The sequence below is a fragment of the Nocardia camponoti genome (assembly GCF_014646135.1).
GTDB lineage: Bacteria > Actinomycetota > Actinomycetes > Mycobacteriales > Mycobacteriaceae > Nocardia > Nocardia camponoti.
The window spans coordinates 1,255,824-1,278,459 of the sequence record NZ_BMMW01000001.1 but is presented as its reverse complement, the minus strand read 5'-3'; the positions used below and the strand labels follow the sequence as shown (position 1 = coordinate 1,278,459).

The following is a 22,636-nucleotide window of genomic DNA, read 5'->3' as shown; positions in this document are numbered from 1 at the left end:
AGTTGGTGATGGAGGTCGGGAGATAACCGGGTAGTAGCTGGCGTTTGTTCGCCTATCGAGGCCTCATCCGGTCGCGTTTCCCTGTCCCGCCGCTGCGGGGCGTTGTTTGAAGATTTTGCGAAAGGCAGCACTGCGATATGTCCAACACCACTGGGGCGCGCGCGGAAATCGAGCAGTTGGCAGCGCTGGTGGCGACGGTCGCGATGATCGAACCCGCGCGGATCGCGGTTTCCTTCGATGGCGTCGCGCTCGCATACGGCGACCTCGACGCTCGCCTGACCGCGACCGCGGAACTCACCGGTGGTGTGCTCGATGCCGAAACGCTCGTCCAGGTGGTGCTTGCCGAGATCTTCCCGACGGCCATCGAAGCTGAGGAAGGCGCGTTTGGGCGGCTCATTGGCGAGCTAGCCGCCGACGCGATGGCCGCGCTTGGGGTGGAAGCCGTAGCGGGCATGCCCACGCTCGTTGACCGGTTCCTTGACCAGGCGGCGTTGTCGCCGGACGCGGTCGCGGTGGAGTTCGACGGCCAGACCCTCACCTACGCCGCGTTCGACGCGCGGGTGCGCATCCTCGCTGCTCGCCTGCGCGAGTTGGGTGTTGGGCCCGAATCGCTCGTCGGGTTGGCGATGCGGCGTTCGCTTGAGCTGATCGTCGCCGTGCACGCGATCGTGCGTGTGGGTGGCGCGTACGTGCCGCTCGACCCCGATCACCCGGTTGAGCGGCTGCACTACGTGCTCGACACCGCGCGGCCGGTGGTCGTGGTGACCCGCGAATGCGACGCCCCCGACCTGGCCGACGCGCCGCTGCTGCGCACCGACGACATCGACTGGTCCGTCGACGCGCCCGAGGTCGCCCCGACCGCGCAGGCGGACAACACCGCCTACGTCATCTTCACCTCCGGTTCGACCGGTCGGCCGAAGGGTGTCGCGGTCACGCACGCGGCGATCGTCGCGAACCTCGACTGGCGTCAGCGTATGTACGGCATGCGGGCCGACGATGTTGTCCTGCAGAAGACGCCCTACACCTTCGACGTTTCGGTGTGGGAGTTGTTCTGGCCCTTGCAGATTGGCGCGCGACTCGTTGTCGCCGAACCTGGCCGCCACGGTGACCCGGCCTACCTCGCCTCGCTGATCGCCGCGCATCGCGTCACCATCACGCACTTCGTTCCGTCGATGTTGGCGGCGTTTGTCGCCGAACTCGCCGAGGTCGCCGCCGACCTGTCGTCGCTGCGAATGGTGTTCGCTTCGGGCGAGGCGCTGCCCGCCGCGACGGCTGCGCGCTTGCGGCAGTTGTCGGCAACGGCCCTGCATAACCTGTACGGCCCGACGGAAGCCGCCGTCGACGTCACCGCGCACGAGGTGACCGCCGCCGACGAGGTTTCCGTGCCGATCGGTGCCGCCGCCGACGACACCGATCTGCTCGTGCTCGACGAGAACCTCGATGAAGTGCCCGCCGGTGTGGTTGGCGAGCTGTACTTGGCGGGCGTGCAGTTGGCGCGTGGGTATGTCGCGCGACCGGGGCTCACAGCCGACCGGTTCGTCGCGAACCCGTACGGACTGCTCGGCGAGCGGATGTACCGGACGGGTGACCTGGTTCGCCAGCTTCCTGGCGGTGGCGAGCTGGAGTACTTGGGGCGCACCGACTTTCAGGTGAAGCTGCGCGGGCTGCGGATCGAGCTGGGTGAGATCGAGGCGGTGCTGGCGAGTCATCCGCGCGTTGGCAACGCGGCGGTTGTGCTGCACAAGCCGGTCGCTGGCGAGATGCTCGTCGGCTACTTCGTCACGACTGACGGTGCGCCGCTTGAGGTTTCGGAACTCGCCGCGCACGCGAAGTCGGTGATGCCGGAATACATGGTGCCGTCGCTGTTGGTGCAGCTTGACGCGATGCCGATCAACGCGAGCGGCAAGCTTGACCGAAAAGCGTTGCCCGCGCCCGACTTCAGTGCCATCGCCGCTGAGTACCGCGCGCCGGAAAGCGCTACTGAGCTTCGCGTCGCCGCGCTGTTCGCTGACCTGCTCGGGCGCGAACAGATCGGCCTTGACGACGATTTCTTCCGCCTCGGCGGCAACTCGCTCATCGCCACCCGCGCGATCGCCCGCCTGCGCGCGGAGTTCGGCGTTGCCGTTGACGTGCGCGATTTCTTCGACAACCCGACCGTCGCGGTGCTTGCCGCACTGCTCGATGGCGGTGTTGCCGACGACCGTCCCGCGCTGGTCGCTGGTCCGCGCCCCGACGTGGTTCCGCTGTCGCCCGCGCAGCAGCGCATGTGGTTCCTCAACCGCTTCGACACTGAGACCGGTGCGTACAACATCCCGATCGCGGTGCGGTTGACCGGCGCGTTGGACACCGACGCGCTGCGTGCGGCGGTTGTCGACCTGCTCGCGCGGCACGAGGTGTTGCGCACGGTGTACCCCGCGCGCGAGGGGGTTGGCACACAGGAAGTCCTGACGGTTGACGATGCGGTGCAGGCGCTTGGCGGTGTTCTCGAGCTGATTTCGATTGCGCCGCAAGAACTTCCGTCCGTCCTCGAACGCGAGATCATGGGCGGGTTCGACGTCACCGCTGCCCCGCCGCTGCGCGCGCGTCTCCTGCGCCTCGCTGATGACGAGCATGTGCTCGTCTTCGTCGTCCACCACATCTCCAGCGATGGCTGGTCGGCCGGACCGCTCGTCCGCGACACCATGACCGCCTACTACGCGCGCACCGCCGGGGAAGCACCCGTTTTCGCCGCGCTGCCCGTGCAGTACGCCGATTACACCCTGTGGCAGCGCGAGTTGCTCGGTGCCGAAGACGACGCGACCTCGCGTGCTGGCAAGGAGATCGCGTTCTGGCGTGACACGCTCGCCGGGCTGCCCGACGAGTCGTCGCTGCCGACCGACCGGCCGCGTCCTACCCACGCCTCGCTGCACGGTCAGCGCGTTGACTTCGCCCTGTCCCCGGAACTTGTTGCCGCGCTGGAATCGGTTGCGGCGCACCGGGGTGCGACGCTGTTCATGGTGCTGCACGCCGCGCTTTCGGTGCTGATCGCGCGACTGTCCGGCGTGGATGATGTCGCGATCGGCAGCCCGGTCGCCGGTCGTGGTGCCGCCGAGCTCGACGACGTCATTGGCATGTTCGTCAACACCGCCGTCCTGCGCACCGACGTGCGTTCGGCCGAGCCGTTCACCGCGTTCCTCGACCGCGTCCGCGCCGGTGACCTCGCCGCGTTCGAGCACACCACGCTCCCGTTCGAGCGGCTGGTTGAGGTGCTCGCGCCGCCGCGCTCGGCCGGTCGACACCCGCTTTTCCAGGTCGCGCTGTCGCTGCTGAACCTGCCGCAGACGTCGTTCGAACTGCCGGGGCTTACCGCCGCTGCCGTTGAATTGCCGTACGACGTCGAGAAATTCGATCTGTCGGTCACGTTGCGATCGTCGGATGATCGTGGCTTGTCTGGTGAATTCTCGTATGCGACTGAGCTTTTCGATGCGACGACGGTCGAGACGATGGTGCGTCGTTTTACCGGGCTGCTCGCCGCGATTGCCGCGACGCCGACGGTGGCTGTCGCCGATCTGCCGCTGCTCATCGGTGATGAGTTCGGTGAGTTGACTTCGCGCTCAGGTGGGGTGAGCGTTCCGGCGCCCGCGCTGCCGGAGATTCTCGCGCGAGCAGCCGCCAATCCGAGGGCCGTCGCGTTGCGGGATCGTGGTCGCTCGGTGAGCTATGGGGAACTTGACCTCGCGTCGTCGCGTCTCGCTTCGCAGCTCGCCTCCCGGGGTATTGGTCCGGGTGATGTTGTCGCCGTGAGCATTCCGCGTTCGGCGGAGTCGGTGACGGCGGTGTGGGGCGTGCTGCGCGCGGGCGCGGCTTTCCTGCCGGTCGACCCGACGTACCCGGCCGACCGCATCAGCCACATGCTTGGCGATTCGGGCGCGGTCGTCGGCATCACGGTCGACGATGTGCGTGATGCGTTGCCTGCGATGGTCGACTGGATTGTGTTGGGCGACAACATGATCGACAGTGCTGCGCTGGCAGCCGTCGATGCTCGGCGCCTGCTCAACGAGGTAGTCGCTGGTGACGACTCCGTTCGCGCCGCGAACCCCGAGGTCGCTGGTGGTCGAGACGATGACGCGCGCGTGGCAAGCATTGCCGCACAAGGTGACTCGGCGCAAGTTCCCGCCCGTGCCCTCGACTCACGCGACCCCGCCTACGTCATCTACACCTCTGGCACCACCGGGCTGCCCAAGGGCGTCGTCATTCCGCAGAGTGCCGTTTCCGCGTACCTGCCCGTGCAGGCCGAGCGGTATCGCGCGGCCGCTGATGCCCGCGTGCTGCATGTCGCGTCGCCCTCCTTCGATATCTCCATTGCCGAATTCCTGCTCACCGTGACGGCGGGGTCGACGATGGTGATCGCGCCCGCTGGCGTGTTCGGTGGGGCGGAGCTGGGTGAGCTGCTGCGGGTGGAGCGGGTGACCCATGTGATCATCACGCCGTCCGCGCTCGCGACCGTGCAGCCGGAAAACCTTCCTGACCTGCGCGTTGTCGTCGTTGGTGGTGAGGCGTGCCCGGTCGAACTTGTGCAGCGCTGGACCACCGCGATCCCCGGTCTCGTGTTCCGTAACGGGTACGGGCCGACCGAGACCACCATCGTCACCAACATCAGCGAGCCGCTGCGCGGCGACTCGGCCGTGACGCTGGGCGCGCCCGTTGAAGGAACGACCGAGTTCGTTCTTGATGAGCGGCTGCGGCCGGTGCCGGTTGGCGTTGCTGGCGAACTGTACGTCGCTGGTCCGCAGTTGGCACGCGGTTACCACCGTCGCCCGGGGCTCACCGCTGAGCGGTTCGTCACCAACCCGTACGCGGTCGGCGAGCGCATGTACCGCACCGGTGACCTCGTGCGCTGGAACAGTGCGGGTGAACTGGTTTACCTGGGCCGCAACGATTTTCAGGTGAAGGTGCGCGGCTTCCGCATCGAACTCGCTGAGATCGACGCCGTGCTCGGCAAGCACCCGTCTGTCGACTTCGCCGCGACGGTCGGGCACACCACCGACGCGGGTGCGACCGTGCTCGTGTCGTATGTGGTGCCGGTCGACGGTGCCGCGCTTGGCCCCGCCGACCTCATCGCCCACGCCGCGGCGCAGTTGGCCGCGCACATGGTGCCCGCCGCCGTTGTCGTGCTCGACGAAGTGCCGTTGACGCCGGTCGGCAAGCTTGACCGTGCCGCGCTGCCCGCGCCGGTGTTCGAAGCTGCCGTGTACCGCGCGCCCGAAACCGCGACGGAGCAGGTGGTTGCCGCCGCGTTCGCCGAGGTACTTGGCGTTGAGCGCGTTGGTCGCGACGACAACTTCTTCGACCTGGGCGGCACGTCGCTGTTGGCGACGCGGCTCATGGCGCGACTGAGCACCGACCTCGAAACCGCGGTGCCGGTGCGCCAACTGTTCGACACCGCGACGGTTTCGACGTTGGCCGCTGCGGCGGAGGCGTTGCGCGGCACGGGAATTGGCCGCCCGGCGCTGGTCGCCGGTGAGCGCGCCGACGTTCTCCCGCTGTCGCCCGCGCAGCAGCGCATGTGGTTCATGAACCGCTTCGACCCGGGTTCGGCGACCGACAATATCCCCCTCGCCGTCCGTCTGACCGGCGACGTTGACGTGGCGGCACTGAACGCGGCCTTGGTCGACGTGCTTGACCGCCACGAGGTTTTGCGCACGCGCTACCCGGAAGTCGCGGGCAGCGCGGTCGCCGAAATCCTGCCCGCAGTAGGCGCGGTCCCGGCCCTACTCCCGCAGGTAGTGGACGCGGAAGCCCTACCAGCCACGCTGCGCGCGTTGGTTGCCACGGGCTTCGACCTGACCCACGACCTCCCTGTCCGCGCCACCCTCCTGCGCGCGCGCGCGGAAAGTGTTGGCGGCGAACTGGATAACGGCGCTCGTGGCACCGCTGAAACCTTCGCGTCGAAGATTCCCGATGACCAGGCGTCCTCGCAGTCGACCGCGGCCCCGAGTGGCGCGGCTGGTCTGAGTGGTGTTCACACCACCGGTCTGTCCGGTGAACCCCGCTCTGTCGCAAGCGAATACGTGCTTGTGCTCGTCCTCCACCACATCGCGGGGGATGGGTTCTCGTTTGGGCCGCTGATTCGCGACGTGCTCACCGCCTATTCCGCGCGGATGAGCGGGGGCGTGCCGGGGTGGGCGCCGCTCGACGTGCAGTATGTCGACTACGCGCTCTGGCAGCATGCCGTGCTTGGCGACGACAGCGACGCCGAATCGCTTGCGGCACAGCAGGTTGCGTACTGGCGGGACACCCTCGCCGGTGCGCCCGAACAGCTTGAGTTGCCGACCGATCGGGTGCGTCCCGCGTTTGCCTCGCGGCAGGGCGGTCTGCACCGGCTTGAGCTGGACGCATCGACTCATGCCGCGCTCGCGGAATTCGCTCGCGCACATGGGGTTACGGTGTTCATGGCCGCGCATGCGGTGTTCGCGGTGCTGCTCGCGCGCCTGTCGGCAACCACCGACATTTCCGTTGGCACCCCGGTCGCCGGGCGTGGTGACCGCGCGCTCGACGACCTCGTCGGCATGTTCGTCAACACGCTGGTCCTGCGCACCGAAATCAACCCGGCTGAGTCGTTCGCCGACTTGCTCGCGCGGGTCCGCGACATCGACATCGCCGCGTTCGGCAACGCCGACGTGCCGTTCGAGCGACTCGTCGACGCCATCGACCCGGTCCGCTCGACCGCACGCAACCCGCTGTTCCAGGTGATGCTGTCGCTGAACGAGGCGACGCCCACCCGCGTTGAACTGCCGAACCTCGCTGTCGACGGCCTTGACCTCCCGACGGGTATCGCGAAGTTCGACCTCGAGCTCACGTTGACCGAACAGCGCGACGAATCCGGTTCGCCCGCAGGTATTTCCGGCGCTTTCCTTTTCGCGACGGACCTCTTCGACGCGTCAACCATCGCCGCCTTCGCGACCCGTTTCACCCGTCTCCTGACCGCGGCCCTCACGAACCCGGCCCAGCCGGTGGGCGACGCCCCGATGCTCGATGCCGCCGAGGTCGCCGACGCGGTAGTCGCGCACAACGACACGGCCATCGACTACGCCCCGGCGACACTGCCCGACCTGCTTTTCGCGCAGGTAGCAGCGACGCCAACCGCAGTGGCCGTCCGCGTCGATGCGCCCGACTCGACCACGCCCGGTGCGACCTACCAGGACTTCTCTAACAAGGTCAGCCAACTCGCCCGCCACCTCATCACCCTCGGCGCGGCCCCCGGCACGACAGTCGCCGTCGCCGTCCGTCGCGGCCTAGACCAACTCGTCGCCATCCACGCGGTCCTCGCCACCGGCGCGGCCTACGTCCCCGTCGACCCCGACCACCCGGCAGACCGCACCGAATACGTCCTGGCACTCACCACTCCAATCGCGGTCCTGACCAGCGACATCGCCGCAGCGCGCGGGCACGATGGCACGACCATCAACCTCGCCACGCTCGACCTCACCGACGTCAGCACCGCCCCCATCACCAACCAAGATCGGCGAGTCCCGCTCCACCCCGACCACCTCGCCTACATCCTCTTCACCTCCGGCTCCACCGGTAAGCCCAAGGGGGTCGCTGTCTCGCATCGCGCCGTCGCCAATCAGGTGCGGTGGTTGCAAAGTGCCTATCCGCTCACCGGCGGCGACGTCGTCTTCCAGAAGACACCCTTCACCTTCGACGCCTCGGTCTGGGAGCTGGTGTGGCCCATCACCGCTGGCGCGCAGCTGCTCATCGCCACCCCCGACGGGCACGCCGATCCCGCCTACCTCGCGGAAGCGACAGCGCGCAATGGCGTGACCGTCGTGCAGTACGTGCCATCGGTGCTCGCCGCTGTGATGAACGAAGGGCCGCAAGGGGATTCGCTCACGAAGGTCTTCGTTGGTGGTGAAGCGCTGTCGGCCGACCTCGCCGCGGCCGTACGCGCACAAACCGGCGCGACCGTCATCAACCTTTATGGCCCGACGGAAACGACCATCCAGGTCACCACGCACGAGGTCGTCGAGTCGACCGGGTCCGCGCCTATCGGCCTGCCTGTCGCCAATTCCCGTGTGTACGTGCTTGATTCGCGACTACACCCCGTCCCGCATGGTGTCGCGGGTGAGCTCTACGTCGCAGGCGCTCAGCTCGCCGACGGCTACGCGGCCCGCCCCGACCTCACCGCCGAGCGCTTCGTCGCCAGCCCGTGGGGGACCGGCGAACGCCTCTACCGCACCGGCGACCTCGTTGCCTGGCGCGCCACCGAAACCGGCACCGCCCTGCACTACCTGGGCCGAACCGACTTCCAGGTGAAGCTGCGCGGTCTGCGCATCGAGCCTGCCGAAATCGAAACCGCCCTGCTCAGCGTCGCAGGCATCACCCGCGCCGCCGTGCTCGTGCGCGACAACCAGCTCGTCGCCTACGTCGTTGGCGAAGCGGAAACGACCGTCCTCAGCGGCGCCGTCGCCGCCGCGCTCCCGTCGTACATGGTCCCGTCGGCGTACGTTTTCCTGCCCGCGTTCCCGCTCAACGCCTCCGGCAAGCTCGACCGCGCCGCCCTGCCCGCACCCGAGTTCACCCCGACCGAATTCCGCGAACCGGCAACGGAAACCGAACGCGCCGTGGCGAATACATTCGCAGGCGTGCTCGGCATCGACCAGGTTGGCCTCGACGACGACTTCTTCGCACTTGGCGGCAACTCTCTACTCGCCACCCAGGTCGCCGCGCGCATCGGCGTCGCGGTTGACGCGAAAGTCCCGGTGCGAGCGCTGTTCGAAGCGAGCACCGTCGAAGGTCTCGCGGCTCGCGTCGAACAGGCGCGGGGGACCGGCAGCCGTCGCGGCCCGGTCGCCGGCGTGCGCCCCGAGCGCATCCCGCTGTCGCCCGCCCAGCAGCGCATGTGGTTCCTGCAGCGCTTCGAACCCGAGTCGACCGCGTACCTCATCCCGGTCGCGATGCGCCTCTCCGGCGACCTCAACGTCGACGCGCTCCGCAACGCGCTCGGCGACCTGATCGCCCGCCACGAAACCCTCCGCACGATCTACCCCGAATTCGACGGCGTCGCAACACAACTCGTCACCGATGCCTTCACCCCCGACCTGCCCGTCGCCGAGACGACCATCGACGAGGTGCCGAGCGCGGTGGCCGCAGCGCTGAGCCGAGGCTTCGACATCACCACCGAAGTCCCCGTTCGCGCCGCGCTGCTCAAGCTCGCGCCGACCGAGCACGTCCTCGTTCTCGTCGTGCACCACATCGCCGCCGACGGCTGGTCGCTCGGCCCGCTGACCCGCGACCTCGTGACCGCCTACGCCGCGCGCAACGCGGGCCACCACCCCCAATTGCCGCCGCTCGCAGTGCATTACGCCGACTACGCCCTGTGGCAGACCACCGACCTTGGCTCCGTCGCGGACACCACATCGCCGCTGGCCAACCAGCTGACCTACTGGACCGAGCGCCTCGCTGGCCTGCCCGACGCGCTGACCGTTGCCGCTGACCGTCGCCGCCCGCTCGTCGCGTCGAACCGAGGCGCGACCACCTTGGCCCGCATCGACGCCGACACTCACCGCGGCATCGACAAGCTGGCGAAAGCAACAAGGACCAGCACGTTCATGGTGCTGCACGCCGCGCTTTCGGTGCTGCTCGCCCGTCTCGCGGGCGCGACTGACATCGCCGTCGGCACCCCGGTGGCAGGCCGTGGCCACCGCGAACTTGACGACCTCGTCGGCATGTTCGTCAACACCCTCGTCCTTCGCGCGGAGGTGGCCCCCGACCAGACGTTCGCCGACCTGCTCGCCCAGGTTCGCGACACCGACCTGGACGCCTTCGACCACGCCGACGTGCCGTTCGAATACCTCGTCGACGCCCTGAATCCCGCTCGCTCGCAAGCGTATTCACCGCTGTACCAGGTGTCGCTCGCCTTGCAGAACAAGCGCGTGAGCGCCTTCGAACTGCCCGGTCTTACCCTGTCGGCGGTCGACCTGCCCGACGCGCCGATCGAGACCGACCTCGACTTCACCTTTGTCGACACCTACGCCGCCAACGGCGACGCCGCCGGTCTCGACCTCGAACTTCGTTACGCCACTGACCTTTTCGACGCCGACACCGTCACTGGCTTCGCGGATATGCTCGCGCGCCTGCTCAGCGCGGCCGTCGCCGACCCGCGGCTGCCGGTCGGCGAACTGCCGCTGCTTGCCGAAGAAACGGCGACAACGCTGGTCACCGCGAACAACGGTCCGGTCATCGACTTGCAGGCTTACCTCGCCAACCTCGGTGTCGCGGACGCAACGGTCGGGCATTTCCTCGACGCCACCGCCCAGCGCCACCCCGATGGCGTCGCCGTGCGCTGCGAAGGCGAACAGCTTACCTACCGCGAACTCGCCGCGGCGAGCAACCGCGTCGCCCGCGCGCTCATCGCGTGCGGTGTCGGCCCGGAAATCCCTGTCGCCGTTGCCCTTCCGCGCGGCATCGACCTGCTCGTGATCCTGCACGGCGTGTTCATCGCCGGTGGCGTCTACGTGCCGATCGACCCAGTGCAACCGGTCGACCGCATCAACTCGGTCATCGAACAGTCGGGCCCACGCCTGCTCATCGCCGCCGACCCTGCCGCGCTGACCCACCTCGACGCGGTCCGGGCCACCACCGAATCGGTGCACTTCGCCGCATCGTCACGCGCGGGATTGCCGGTCTTCAGCGCCGCGCAACTGCTCGCGACGCCCGCGTCGAGCGCGCCCGTCGCCGACGCCGAACGCCTCGCCGCGCTGCACCCCGAGCAGCCCGCCTACGTGCTGTTCACCTCCGGCTCCACCGGTAAGCCGAAGGGCGTGCAGGTCACGCACCGTGGCTTGGTGAACGAATTGTCTTGGGTCTGTGGCGAATACGGACTCACCAGCGACGACCGCATGTTGCAGCGTGCCGCGCTGACGTTCGACGTGTCGATGGGGGAGTTGCTCGCGCCTTCGCTCGTTGGCGCGACGGTCGTGCTGTCGCGCGCGGGCGGCCACCTCGACCTCGCCTATCAGGCGCAGGTGCTGCGCGAAGAGCGCATCACGTTCGTTGAGTTCGTGCCGTCGGTGTTGGCCGCGCTGCTCGCCGAAGACCTCGGCGACGCACTGGCTGACCTGCGAATGCTGCATGTGGGCGGCGAGGAGCTCCCGCCCGCGCTCGCGGCGGCGGTCCTTGAGGTGACCAATGCCGAGGTGCACAACACCTACGGCCCCACCGAAGCCGCGATTTGCGCGACCGGTCACGCGGTCACCGCGCCCATCGACCCGGTCGAAATGCCGATCGGTCGCCCGTGCTGGAACACCCGTGCCTACGTGCTCGACAGCCGACTGCATCCCGTCGCACCGGGCGTCGCGGGTGAGCTCTACCTCGCGGGCGACCAGCTCGCGCGCGGCTACCTCGGTCGCCCTGACCTGACGAGCGACCGCTTCGTCGCTGACCCGTTCGGCGTCCCTGGCGACCGCATGTACCGCACCGGCGACCTCGTGCGCCGCAACCGCGCTGGCGAGCTTATTTACCTGGGCCGCAACGACTTCCAGGTCAAGATTCGCGGGTTGCGCATCGAACTGGGCGAGATCGAGGCGGCGCTGAACGACGCGGCCGGAGTGACCCACGCGGTTGTGCTGCCGGTCACCGGGCCGGACGGTCGCGACACGCTGGTCGCGTACATCGGTGGCGATGTCGCGGAAGCGGATGTGCGCGCCCACGTCGCCGCGCGCGTCCCCGCGTACATGGTGCCCGCGCACTTCGTCGTGCTCGACACCATTCCGCTCAACTCGGCGGGCAAGCTCGACCGCAAAGCCCTTCCTGTGCCGGATCTTTCGGCAACGAGCACCTACGTCGCGCCGCGACCCGGCGCGGAAACCGTTGTTGCCGGGGTCATTTCGGAGCTGCTGAGCCTTGACCGCGTCGGCGCGGCGGACGACTTCTTCGCCGTCGGTGGCAACTCGCTGCTCGCCATGCGCCTGATCGCCCGCGTGAATGCCGCCCTCGGCAGCGCGCTTGAGGTCCGCGACGTGTTCGACGCGTCGACGGTCGCGGAGCTGGCCGCGCGTGCGGGCGAACCGGCCGACGCGCTGCCCGCGCTCGTCGCGGGACCGCGTCCCGATCGAATCCCGTTGTCGCTGGCGCAAACTCGCATGTGGTTGCTCAACCGCATTGACCCCGATTCGGCCGTTTACACGCTGCCGATCGCGCTGCGGCTCATCGGCGACCTCGACCTGGGCGCGCTGCGTGCCGCCCTGCGTGACGTGCTTGACCGGCACGAGGCGCTGCGGACCGTTTACCCCGAGGACGCCGTCGGTCCGGTGCAGGTTGTGCTGCCGGTCGACCAGGTGATGCCCGACCTCACGATCGTCGATGCGACCGAAAACGAGCTGGTCGACGCCGTGCGCGGGCTCGTCGGCGCGGGCTTCGACCTCGCCGCGCGACCGCCGTTGCGTGCCGGGGTGTTGCGTCGCGTTGAGGCCGATGCCACTGAGCATGTGATCGTTCTCGCGATCCACCACATCGCCGCCGATGGCGTGTCGACCGGGCCGCTCGCCCGCGACCTCGTCACCGCCTACCTCGCGCGCCGCGACGGCAACGCGCCGTCGTGGACGCCGCTCGCCGTGCAGTACCCCGACTTCACCCTGTGGCAGCACGAGGTGCTCGGCGACGCGAGCGACCCGACGTCGCGGCTGGCGCGTCAACTCGACCACTGGCGTACCGAATTGGCCGACCTCGCACCGGTTTTGGAGTTGGCGACCGACCGCCCACGACAGGCTGCGCGCACCGGTCTTGGTGCTTCGATCGACTTCGACGTGCCCGCCGACCTGGTCGCGGGCATCGCGGAACTTGCCCGCCGCCACGGGGTTTCGCCGTTCATGGTGGTGCACGCGGTGTTCGCGCTCACCCTGTCGCGCAGCGGTGCTGGCGATGACATCGCCGTCGGGACCCCGATCGCGGGCCGTTCCGACGCCGCGCTCGACGACCTCGTTGGCATGTTCGTCAACACCCTGGTCCTGCGCACCGGCGTTGACGCGTCGAAGGGCTTCGCCGACCTGCTCGCCGAGGTTCGCGCCGCCGACCTGCGCGCCTTCGACAACGCTGACCTGCCCTTCGAGCGGCTCGTCGACGAACTCAACCCCGTGCGATCGACGGCGTACTCGCCGATCGTGCAGGTAATGTTGGCGTTTGAGCATCGCGAAGACACCAGCGTTGACCTGCCCGGCCTGACGGTCGCCGAGTTCGAGATGCCCGCGACGACAACGCAGTTCGACCTGTCGCTTGCCATCAACGAAATCGTCGACGCCGACGGTGCGCCCGCGATACGCGGCTGGCTGCGGTACGCGACCGACCTCTTCGATGAGACGACCGTCGCTGACCTTGGCACGCGCTTCACACGCCTGCTCGCCGCCGTGATCGCCGACGACACCGCGCCGATCGGCGATCTGTCGCTGCTCGACGCTGCCGATGTCGCCCAATTGGCGCGCTGGAACAACACGTTCGTGCCCGGTGACCCGAACGCGACCCTGGTGTCGATGTTCGCCGCGCAGGCCGCCCGGACCCCCGACTCGATCGCGCTCGACTTCGAAGGGGCGACGCTCACCTATCGCGCCTTCGCGGGTCGCGTTGCGCGCCTTGCCCGTTGGTTGATCAACGAGGGGGTTGGCGCGGAAACCGTTGTTGGCGTTGGGTTCCGCCGTGGGTTCGACCTGCTCGTCGCGATCTACGCGGTGCAGGCCGCCGGTGCGGCGTACCTGCCGCTTGACGGCGACCACCCGGCCGACCGCATCGCCCACGTGCTCGACACCGCGCGACCGGTCTGTGTTCTTGCCGGACCCGAATTCCCTTCGCTCCCTGGTGTTGTCGACCTTTCGGCCATCGACCTGAGCACCTTCGCCGACACCCCGGTGACCGATGCCGAGCGTCTGCGCCCACTGCGGTCCGCCGACCTCGCGTATGTGTTGTTCACCTCCGGGTCGACCGGCAAGCCCAAGGGTGTCGCGGTGACGCACGCGGCGATCGTGAACCGGCTCGTGTGGATGCAGGACGCCTATCAGCTGACCGGCGATGACGTTGTGCTGCAAAAGACGCCAATCACATTCGACGTGTCGGTGTGGGAACTGTTCTGGCCCTTGCAGATTGGCGCGACGCTCGTGGTCGCGCGACCGGATGGTCATCGTGATCCCGCCTACCTCGCCGACGTCATCGCGCGCGCTCGCGTGGGTGTCGCGCACTTCGTGCCGTCGATGCTCGCGGCCTTCCTCGCCGAACCCCGTGCGGCGGAAGCGGTTTCGTTGCGTCAGGTGTTCGCCTCCGGTGAAGCGTTGCCCGCCGCCGACGCGCAACGACTGCGCGCCCTGATCCCCGGCGTCGCCGTACACAACCTGTACGGGCCGACCGAGGCCGCCGTCGACGTGAGCTTCCACGAGGTTACCGACGCCGACAACCTCACCGTCCCGATCGGCGCGCCCGTCGCCAACACGGCCCTGCACGTGCTCGACGCGCGCCTGCGTCCGGTGCCGGTCGGCGTGCCGGGCGAGCTGTACCTCGCTGGCGTGCAGCTGGCGCGCGGCTACCTGTCGCGCCCCGACATCACCGCCGACCGCTTCGTCGCTAACCCGCTCGGCGAGCCGGGGGAGCGGATGTACCGCACCGGCGACCTCGTCATCCGTACGCGCACAGGCGAATTGGAGTACCTGGGCCGCACCGACTTCCAGGTGAAGCTGCGTGGCTTGCGCATCGAACTGGGTGAGATTGAGGCAGTGCTGACGGCGCTGCCAGAGGTTGAACGCGCGGTGGTGACGGTGCGCGACGACGGCACGGGCGACTACCTCGCGGCGTACGTCGTGCCCACCGCCCCGTCCGGTGTCTCCGAGGCGACGAGTGCGGAGGGGGTCGCTGCGGCTGCCGATACCGCCGCCGAACGTGGCGCGCTGGCCGCATCGGCTGACGCCGGTCGCGACGCGGCCGGTAGCGATGCAGCTACTGCCAACACCGTCGCGGGTACTGCCAACACTGAGGGCGGTAAGCCCGAACCTGTTGACGCGCCGGGTGTCTCGACCGTCACCCTCGATATCGATCTCGATAACGTCCGCGCCCACGCCCAGCGTGCGCTCCCCGCGTACATGGTCCCCACCGCCTTCGTCGTTCTCAACCAGTTCCCGGTCAACGCTTCCGGCAAGCTCGATCGGCGCGCACTCCCCGCACCCGAGGTGACAACGCGCGAATTCCGGGATCCCGCAACCGAATCCGAGCAGCTCGTCGCCATCGTCTTCGCCGACGTGCTCGGTGTCGACCAGGTCGGCGCCGACGACGGGTTCTTCGAACTCGGCGGCAACTCGCTCATCGCCACCCGCGTCGTCTCCCGACTTGGTGCCGCCCTGAACCGGCAGGTGCCGCTCGCGTGGCTCTTCGAAGCGCCATCGGTTGCCGAACTCGCCGCGCGCATCGACGCCGACGACACCGCCGCCCGACGCATTCCGTTGGTCGCGGGGGCGCGGCCAGCGCGAATTCCGCTGTCGCCCGCCCAGCAGCGACTGTGGTTCCTCAACCGGTTCGACCCCGAATCGGCGAGCTACAACGTGCCCATCGCGGTGCGCCTCACCGGTGAACTCGACGTCGACGCGCTGTCGGCCGCCGTCACCGACCTCGTCGCCCGCCACGAAATCCTGCGCACCTACTACCCCGAAACCGTCGACGGTCCGGTGCAGGAGATCCTCAGCACCGATGAAACAGGCATCGCGCTTGTCGTCCGCGACATCGATCCCGTCAACGTCCTCGCGAATGTAACCGCGCTCGCCGCAACAGCTTTCGACGTCACCACCGCCGCGCCGTGGCAGGTCGTTCTTTATCGCCTCACCGGCGACGAAGCCGTCCTCGCCCTCGTCGTGCATCACATCAGCGCTGATGCGTCTTCGATTCCGCCGCTCGTCGGCGACCTGATGACCGCCTACCTCGCCCGCCGCGAAGGCGCGGCCCCGCAGTGGGCGCCGCTGCCGATCCAGTACGCCGACTACGCGCTGTGGCAGCGCGCGGTGCTCGGCGACGAGAACGATCCGACTTCGGTGTCGGCGCGTCAGGTCGACTTCTGGCGTACCGAATTGGCAGGCGTCCCAGACGAACTCGCGCTGCCCTTCGACCGGCAGCGGCCAGCGAACCGTGGCCTCGCGGGCGGAACAGTGCCGTTCACACTCGACGCGACCACCCACACGCGGCTCACCGAACTCGCGCGGGAATCGGGCGCGACGCTGTTCATGGTCGTGCATACCGCCTTCGCCGCGCTGCTCGGTCGACTCTCCGGCAGCGCCGACATCACCGTCGGTACGCCGGTCGCGGGCCGTGGAGAAGCGGGCATCGACAACCTCATCGGCATGTTCGTGAACACCCTCGTGTTCCGTACGCGCCTGATGCCCGGCGAATCGTTCCAGCAGCTCCTTGCCCGGCAACGCGCGACTGACCTCGCGGTCTTCGCCAACGCCGACGTGCCGTTCGAACGGCTCGTCGATGTGCTCGACCCGCCGCGCTCGACCGCACGCCACCCGCTCTTCCAGGTCGGTTTCTCGTTCCAGAACTTCGACCGCGCCGAGCTGGAACTGCCGGGAATCACGGTGTCGGCGCTCGACACCACCGACGAGCAGTCGCAGTTCGACCTGCACCTCATCGTCAGCGACAACTACGCCGACAACGGAACGGCCGCCGGCATGGGCGGCGTGCTCACCTTCGCGCGCGACGTGTTCGACGTCGAAACCGCGCGGGCGATCGGCGCACGCCTCGAACGACTGCTCACCTCGGTTGCCGAAGCGCCCCGCACGTCGCTCGACGCGTTCGAACTCCTCGCGCCCGCCGAACGCGAGCAGGTGCTCGTCGAGTGGAACGCCACCGAGTACCCGGTCGTCAACACCGTGCCGCTGCTCGCCCGCTTCGAAGAGCAAGTCGCGCTGCGACCGGACTCGGTCGCGCTGATCTTCGAAGGCACCGAACTCACCTACGCCGAATTCGCGGCACGCGTGCACCAGCTCGCGCGCTGGCTGATCGCCGAGGGCGTTGGGCCCGATGTGATCGTCACGATCGCGATGCGTCGCTCCGTCGACCTCGTGGTCGCGATGTACGCGATCGTCGCCGCCGGTGGCGCGTACCTGCCGGTCGACCCGGACCACCCGGCCGACCGCATCGCGATGGTGCTCGAAACAGCAACGCCCGCACTGGTTTTGACGACCGATCGCGATGCGTTCACCGCCAGCGACTTCCGCACGGTCTCGGTGGATTCTCTTGCGCTGTCGGAGTATTCGTCGCTTGAGGTAACCGACGCCGAACGCGTCGCGCCACTGCGGGGCGACAACCTCGCCTACGTGCTGTTCACCTCCGGCTCGACCGGCAAGCCCAAGGGTGTCGCGATCACCCACGAAGCCATCGGCAACCAGCTGGCCTGGCTCAATGACTACTTCGCGATCACCGAAGCCGACAGCTACCTGCAAAAGACCGCCGTCACCTTCGACGTGTCGCTGTGGGGTTACTTCGCGCCGCTCGCGGTGGGCGCGCGGATCGTGCTCGCCACCCCCGACGGGCACCGCGACCCCGAATACCTCGCGGAACTCATTGCGACACACCAGGTTACGATCACCGACTTCGTTCCATCGATGCTCGACACGTTCGCCGGGCACGTGACGCGCGAACAGCTCACCAGCCTGCGCGTTGTGCTCGCGATCGGTGAAGCGCTCACGCCCGAGACCGTCGCCGCGTTCGGCGCGCACTCGGACGCGACCGTCTACAACACCTACGGCCCAACCGAAGCGGCCGTTTCGGTGACGGTGTGGCCCGGCGACGACACCAGCATCGGCGGCACGAGCGTCCCGATCGGCGTGCCGGAGTGGAACACGCAGGTCTACGTGCTCGACACGCGGCTGCGGCCGGTCGCGCCGGGCGTCGCGGGTGAGCTCTACCTCGCTGGCGACCAGCTCGCGCGCGGCTACCTGCGCCGTCCTGACCTGTCGGCGGACCGGTTCGTCGCCAACCCGCTCGGCACGCCAGGCGGACGCATGTACCGCACGGGCGACCTCGTGCGCTGGACCCGCGACGGCGTGCTCGTCTACCTCGGCCGCATCGACTTCCAGGTGAAGTTCCGTGGTCAGCGCATCGAACTTGGCGACATTGAGTCGGCGCTGCGCGGCAACGCTGCGGTCAGCAACGCCGCGGTGCTCGTTGTCGCGAGCCCGACCGGCGACCGGCTCGTCGGGTACGTGGTCCCGGTGCCGGGTGCGTCGCCCGCGCCCGCCGACCTGCGCGCGGCCGCCGCGACGGTGCTGCCGTCGTACATGGTTCCCGAAGTCGTTGTTGTCCTTGATGAGTTCCCGCTCAACACCTCGGGCAAGCTCGACCGAAAGGCCCTTCCCGCACCGGAATTCGTCGGTCGACCGTTCCGTGCGCCGGTGACCCCGGTGGAAATCGCGGTCGCGAGCACCTTCGCCGAAGTGCTTGAGCAGGCCGAAGTTGGTCTCGACGACGACTTCTTCGAACTAGGCGGCAACTCGCTCGTCGCGACCCGCGTTGCCGCGCGCCTCGGTGCCGCGTTGGCGACGCGAGTGCCGGTGCGCGCGCTGTTCGAAACCAGCACGGTCGCCGACCTGGCCGCCGCGCTCGCCGGCACGGCAGGAGCGGGCGGGCGACGTCCGCTCGTCGCCGGACCGCGCCCCGCGCCGATCCCGCTGTCGGCAGCGCAGCAGCGCATGTGGTTGCTCAACCGACTCGACCCCGAATCGGCCGCCTACAACATCCCGATCGCGGTGCGGCTGACCGGCAGCGACGTCGACCCGGCCGCGCTCGCCGCCGCCGTTGCCGACGTGCTCGACCGACACGAGGTCCTGCGGACCGCCTACCCGATGGTGGATGGCGAAGGGACACAGGCGATTTGGAATATCGTCCCGACCCCGGTTGTCGAGACGGTTGATCCGGTCGCACTGCCCGGCCTTGTCGCCGCTGAGGTGTCGCGCGGCTTTGACGTCACCGCCGCGCCGCCCGTTCGGGTGCGCATCTTGGTCACCGGGCCGGACGAAGTGGTGCTTGTCGTCGTCGTGCATCACATCAGTTCCGACGGTTTCTCGGCTGGTCCGCTGCTCGCCGACACCGCGCAGGCGTACTTCGCGCGGCACGCGGGGACAGCGCCGAGTTGGACGCCGCTCGCGGTGCAGTACGCCGACTACACGCTGTGGCAGCGCGAGATTTTGGGCGACGCGGCCGACGCCGAATCGCTCGTTTCGCGCCAAACCGCGTTCTGGCGTGACGCCCTCGCCGACCTGCCCGCTGTGCTTGAGTTGCCGCTCGATCGGCCGCGTCCCGCTGTCGCTTCGCAGCGCGGTGCTGTCGTGGAAACGGTTGTGCCAGCTGAGGTTTGGGGTCGCGTGAGTGCGGCGTCGCGGGCGCATGACGCGACGGAATTCATGGTCGCGCATACCGCGCTTGCCGCGTTGCTCGCGCGACTGTCCGGCGGTGACGACATCGCGATCGGCACGCCGGTTGCCGGTCGTGGTGACGCCGCGCTCGACGCGCTGGTTGGCATGTTCGTCAACACCCTCGTCCTGCGGCTCGGTGTCGACCCGACCGCCTCGTTCGCGGAGCTGTTGGCGCGGGCACGCTCGGTCGACCTCAACGCGTTCGAGCACGCTGACCTGCCGTTCGAGCGGCTCGTCGACGCACTCGACCCGGTCCGCTCGACCGCGCACACCCCGCTGTTCCAGGTGATGCTCGCGTTCCAGAACATGGGCGCGACGACGCAAGAACTGTCGGTTGGCGACGTCACGGTGAGCGGCATCGACCTGGCGGGCGCGGTCGCGCGCTTCGACCTCGATCTGGTGCTGACGGCCGCCGACGATGGTGGTCAGTTGGTGACGTTGACGTACGCGACGGACCTGTTCGACGCATCGACGGCTGACCGCATCATCAGCGGCTACGTGGCGATGTTGACGGCGATCGCCACTGCTCCGGCTACCCGAGTCGGCGACGTTGACCTCTTCACCGCGAAAGACCGTACCGCGCTGGAGCTTTGGCACGACACGTCGACGGCTCGCTCGCTTGAGGTGCTCTCGGCTGCCTTCGATCGTCAGGTAGCCGCGACCCCGACCGCGATCGCGGTCAATGCTGAGGAGACTTCGCTCACCTACCGCGAGTTCAGTATTCGGGTGAATTCGCTTGCGCGGCTGCTCATTCGGCGGGGGGTTGGGCCCGACACTCCGGTCGCGGTTGCGGCCCGCCGCTCGATTGACCAGCTCATCGCGGTCTACGCCGTGCTCGCCGCCGGTGGTGTCTACGTGCCGGTCGACTCCGATCAGCCTGCTGAGCGCATCGCGCGGATCCTCGGGCTCGCCCGTCCCGCGTTGGTGCTCACCACCCTCGCGGAAGCCGGGGAACTGTCGGTCGACACTGCCGTCGACGTTCTTGCCGTCGACGACCTCGACCTCGGCGGGTACGCGGCTGGGCCGATCGTCGACGGCGAGCGCATCGAACCGTTGCGTCCCGAGCACACCGCGTACGTGATCTTCACGTCCGGTTCAACGGGCCTGCCGAAGGGCGTCGCGGTCACCCATCGCGCGATCGTGAACCAATTGGCTTGGTTCGCGGGCAAATTCGGGATCGGCGGCGACGACACGGTCCTGCACAAGACGCCGGTTACCTTCGACGCGTCGATCTGGGAGTTGTTGCTGCCCTTGCGGGTTGGCGCTTCACTCGTGCTCGCCCGACCAGGCGGTCACGGTGACCCGACCTACCTCGCCGACCTCATCGCCACGCGTGGCGTGACGACCGCGCAGTTCGCACCCACCCTGCTCGCCGCCTATGTCGCGGAACCGGCGGCGCGGCGCGCCAGCTTGCGTCGCGTCTTCGCCGGTGGTGAAGCGCTGTCGGCCGACCTCGCACAGCGCGTGCGTGCGGTTACCGGCGCTGACGTGATCAACCTGTACGGGCCGACCGAGGCGACGGTGCAGGTCAGCACGCATATCGTCAGCGATCGCGACACCGAGACAGTGCCCATCGGCGCGCCCGTCGCCAACACGCGCCTGCATGTCCTCGACGGACTGCTGCGGCCGGTGCCGCCCGGTGTCGTCGGCGAGCTGTACGTCAGCGGCGAGCAGGTTGCCGTCGGCTACATCGGCCAAGCCGCGCTCACCGCCGAGCGGTTCGTCGCCGATCCGTTCGATAACGGCCGTCGCCTGTACCGCACTGGCGACCGAGTGCGTTGGGTCGCAGGCGAACTTGACTACGTCGGGCGCGCTGACCTCCAGGTGAAACTCAACGGTCAGCGCATCGAACTCGGCGAGGTCGAAGCGGTGTTGCGCGCGCAGTCGGGGGTTGCCGACGCCGCTGTGGCAGTGGTCGCTGGCACATCGGCGGACCGCCTTGTCGGCTATGTCGTTGCCGCGCACGGTGTTTCGCTCGATCCGGCAGCGATCCGCACCGCGCTCGCCGCCGAACTGCCCGGCTACCTCGTGCCCGCGGTCACGCTTGTTCTCGACGAGTTCCCGGTGAACGCGTCGGGCAAGCTCGACCGCGCGGCGCTGCCGATCCCGCAGTTGCGTGAGGTGGTGTACCGCGCGCCGGTGACCACTACCGAGCGCATCGTCGCCGCCGAATTCGCCCGCGTGCTCGATCGTGAGCGAATTGGCTTGGACGACAACTTCTTTGACCTCGGCGGCAACTCGCTGAACGCGGTCGTTTTGTCGTCGCGGTTGGGTGCCGCGCTCGGCGTGACGCTGCCGGTGAACTGGCTGTTCACCGAGTCGACGGTCGCCGAACTCGTCGCGCGACTGGAATCGGGCACCGGCTCGGCCGACGACGCGTTCGGGGTCATCCTCCCGCTGCGCACCGCGGGCACGGGCGCGCCGCTGTTCTGCATCCACCCCGTCGGCGGGGTGTCGTGGTCGTTCGCTGGGCTCACCCGCCACCTCGACGCGAACCGTCCGGTGTACGGGTTGCAGTCGCCCGCGCTCAGCGCCGACGCGCCGCTGCCCACGTCGATCGAGGAATGGGCCGAGATCTACGTCGCGGCCATTCGCTCGGTCCAGCCGGACGGGCCCTACCACCTGCTCGGCTGGTCGCTTGGCGGCCTGCTCGCGCACGCCGTCGCCACCCGACTGCAAGCGCAAGGTTTCGCGGTCGAAAGTCTGACCTTGCTCGACAGTTGGCACGGCGACGGCCCGTCGGCCACGCCGGCGCCGACAATGGGCGACCTGCTTGGCGGGCTCACCATCGACGGGATCGACGACGCCGTCTTCGACGCGGACGGGGTCGCGAGCATCGCCGCCGCCGTCGCGGAACTGGGCGGCCCGCTCGCCGCGCTCGACGCAGGGCGCATCGAGCGCATCGTCGACGCGGCGGTCGACTCGATGCGCATGCTCGACGGCTACGTCCCCAACAAGTTCGACGGCGACGTCGTCTACTTCGCGGCCGCGACCGACGACCCGACCGGTCTCGCCGGTGCCCGGACCTGGACCGATACCGTCACCGGGACCGTGACCGCGTACCCGATCGAGGTCACGCACTGGGCGATGACGTCGGAACCCGCGCTCGCGCGCATCGGTGCGGTCCTCAACCGGGCCGATAGTGAAGAAGTCGGGAGCGCCACCTAGGATCGATCAAACGCGCCGCGCCTTTTGCCAGCGCCGCCTTCGCCCGTTCGAGA

At 68.6% G+C, this 22,636-nt stretch carries 1 protein-coding gene; it reads left to right on the top strand.

The window, feature by feature from the left end; genetic code table 11:
- Nucleotides 1–137: 137 nt before the first annotated feature.
- The gene (locus IEX78_RS05865; RefSeq protein ID WP_188827750.1) at nucleotides 138–22,583 is read left to right on the top strand and encodes a non-ribosomal peptide synthetase; all 22,446 of its coding nucleotides are present in this window, start codon (nucleotides 138–140) and stop codon (nucleotides 22,581–22,583) included.
- Nucleotides 22,584–22,636 lie beyond the last annotated feature (53 nt).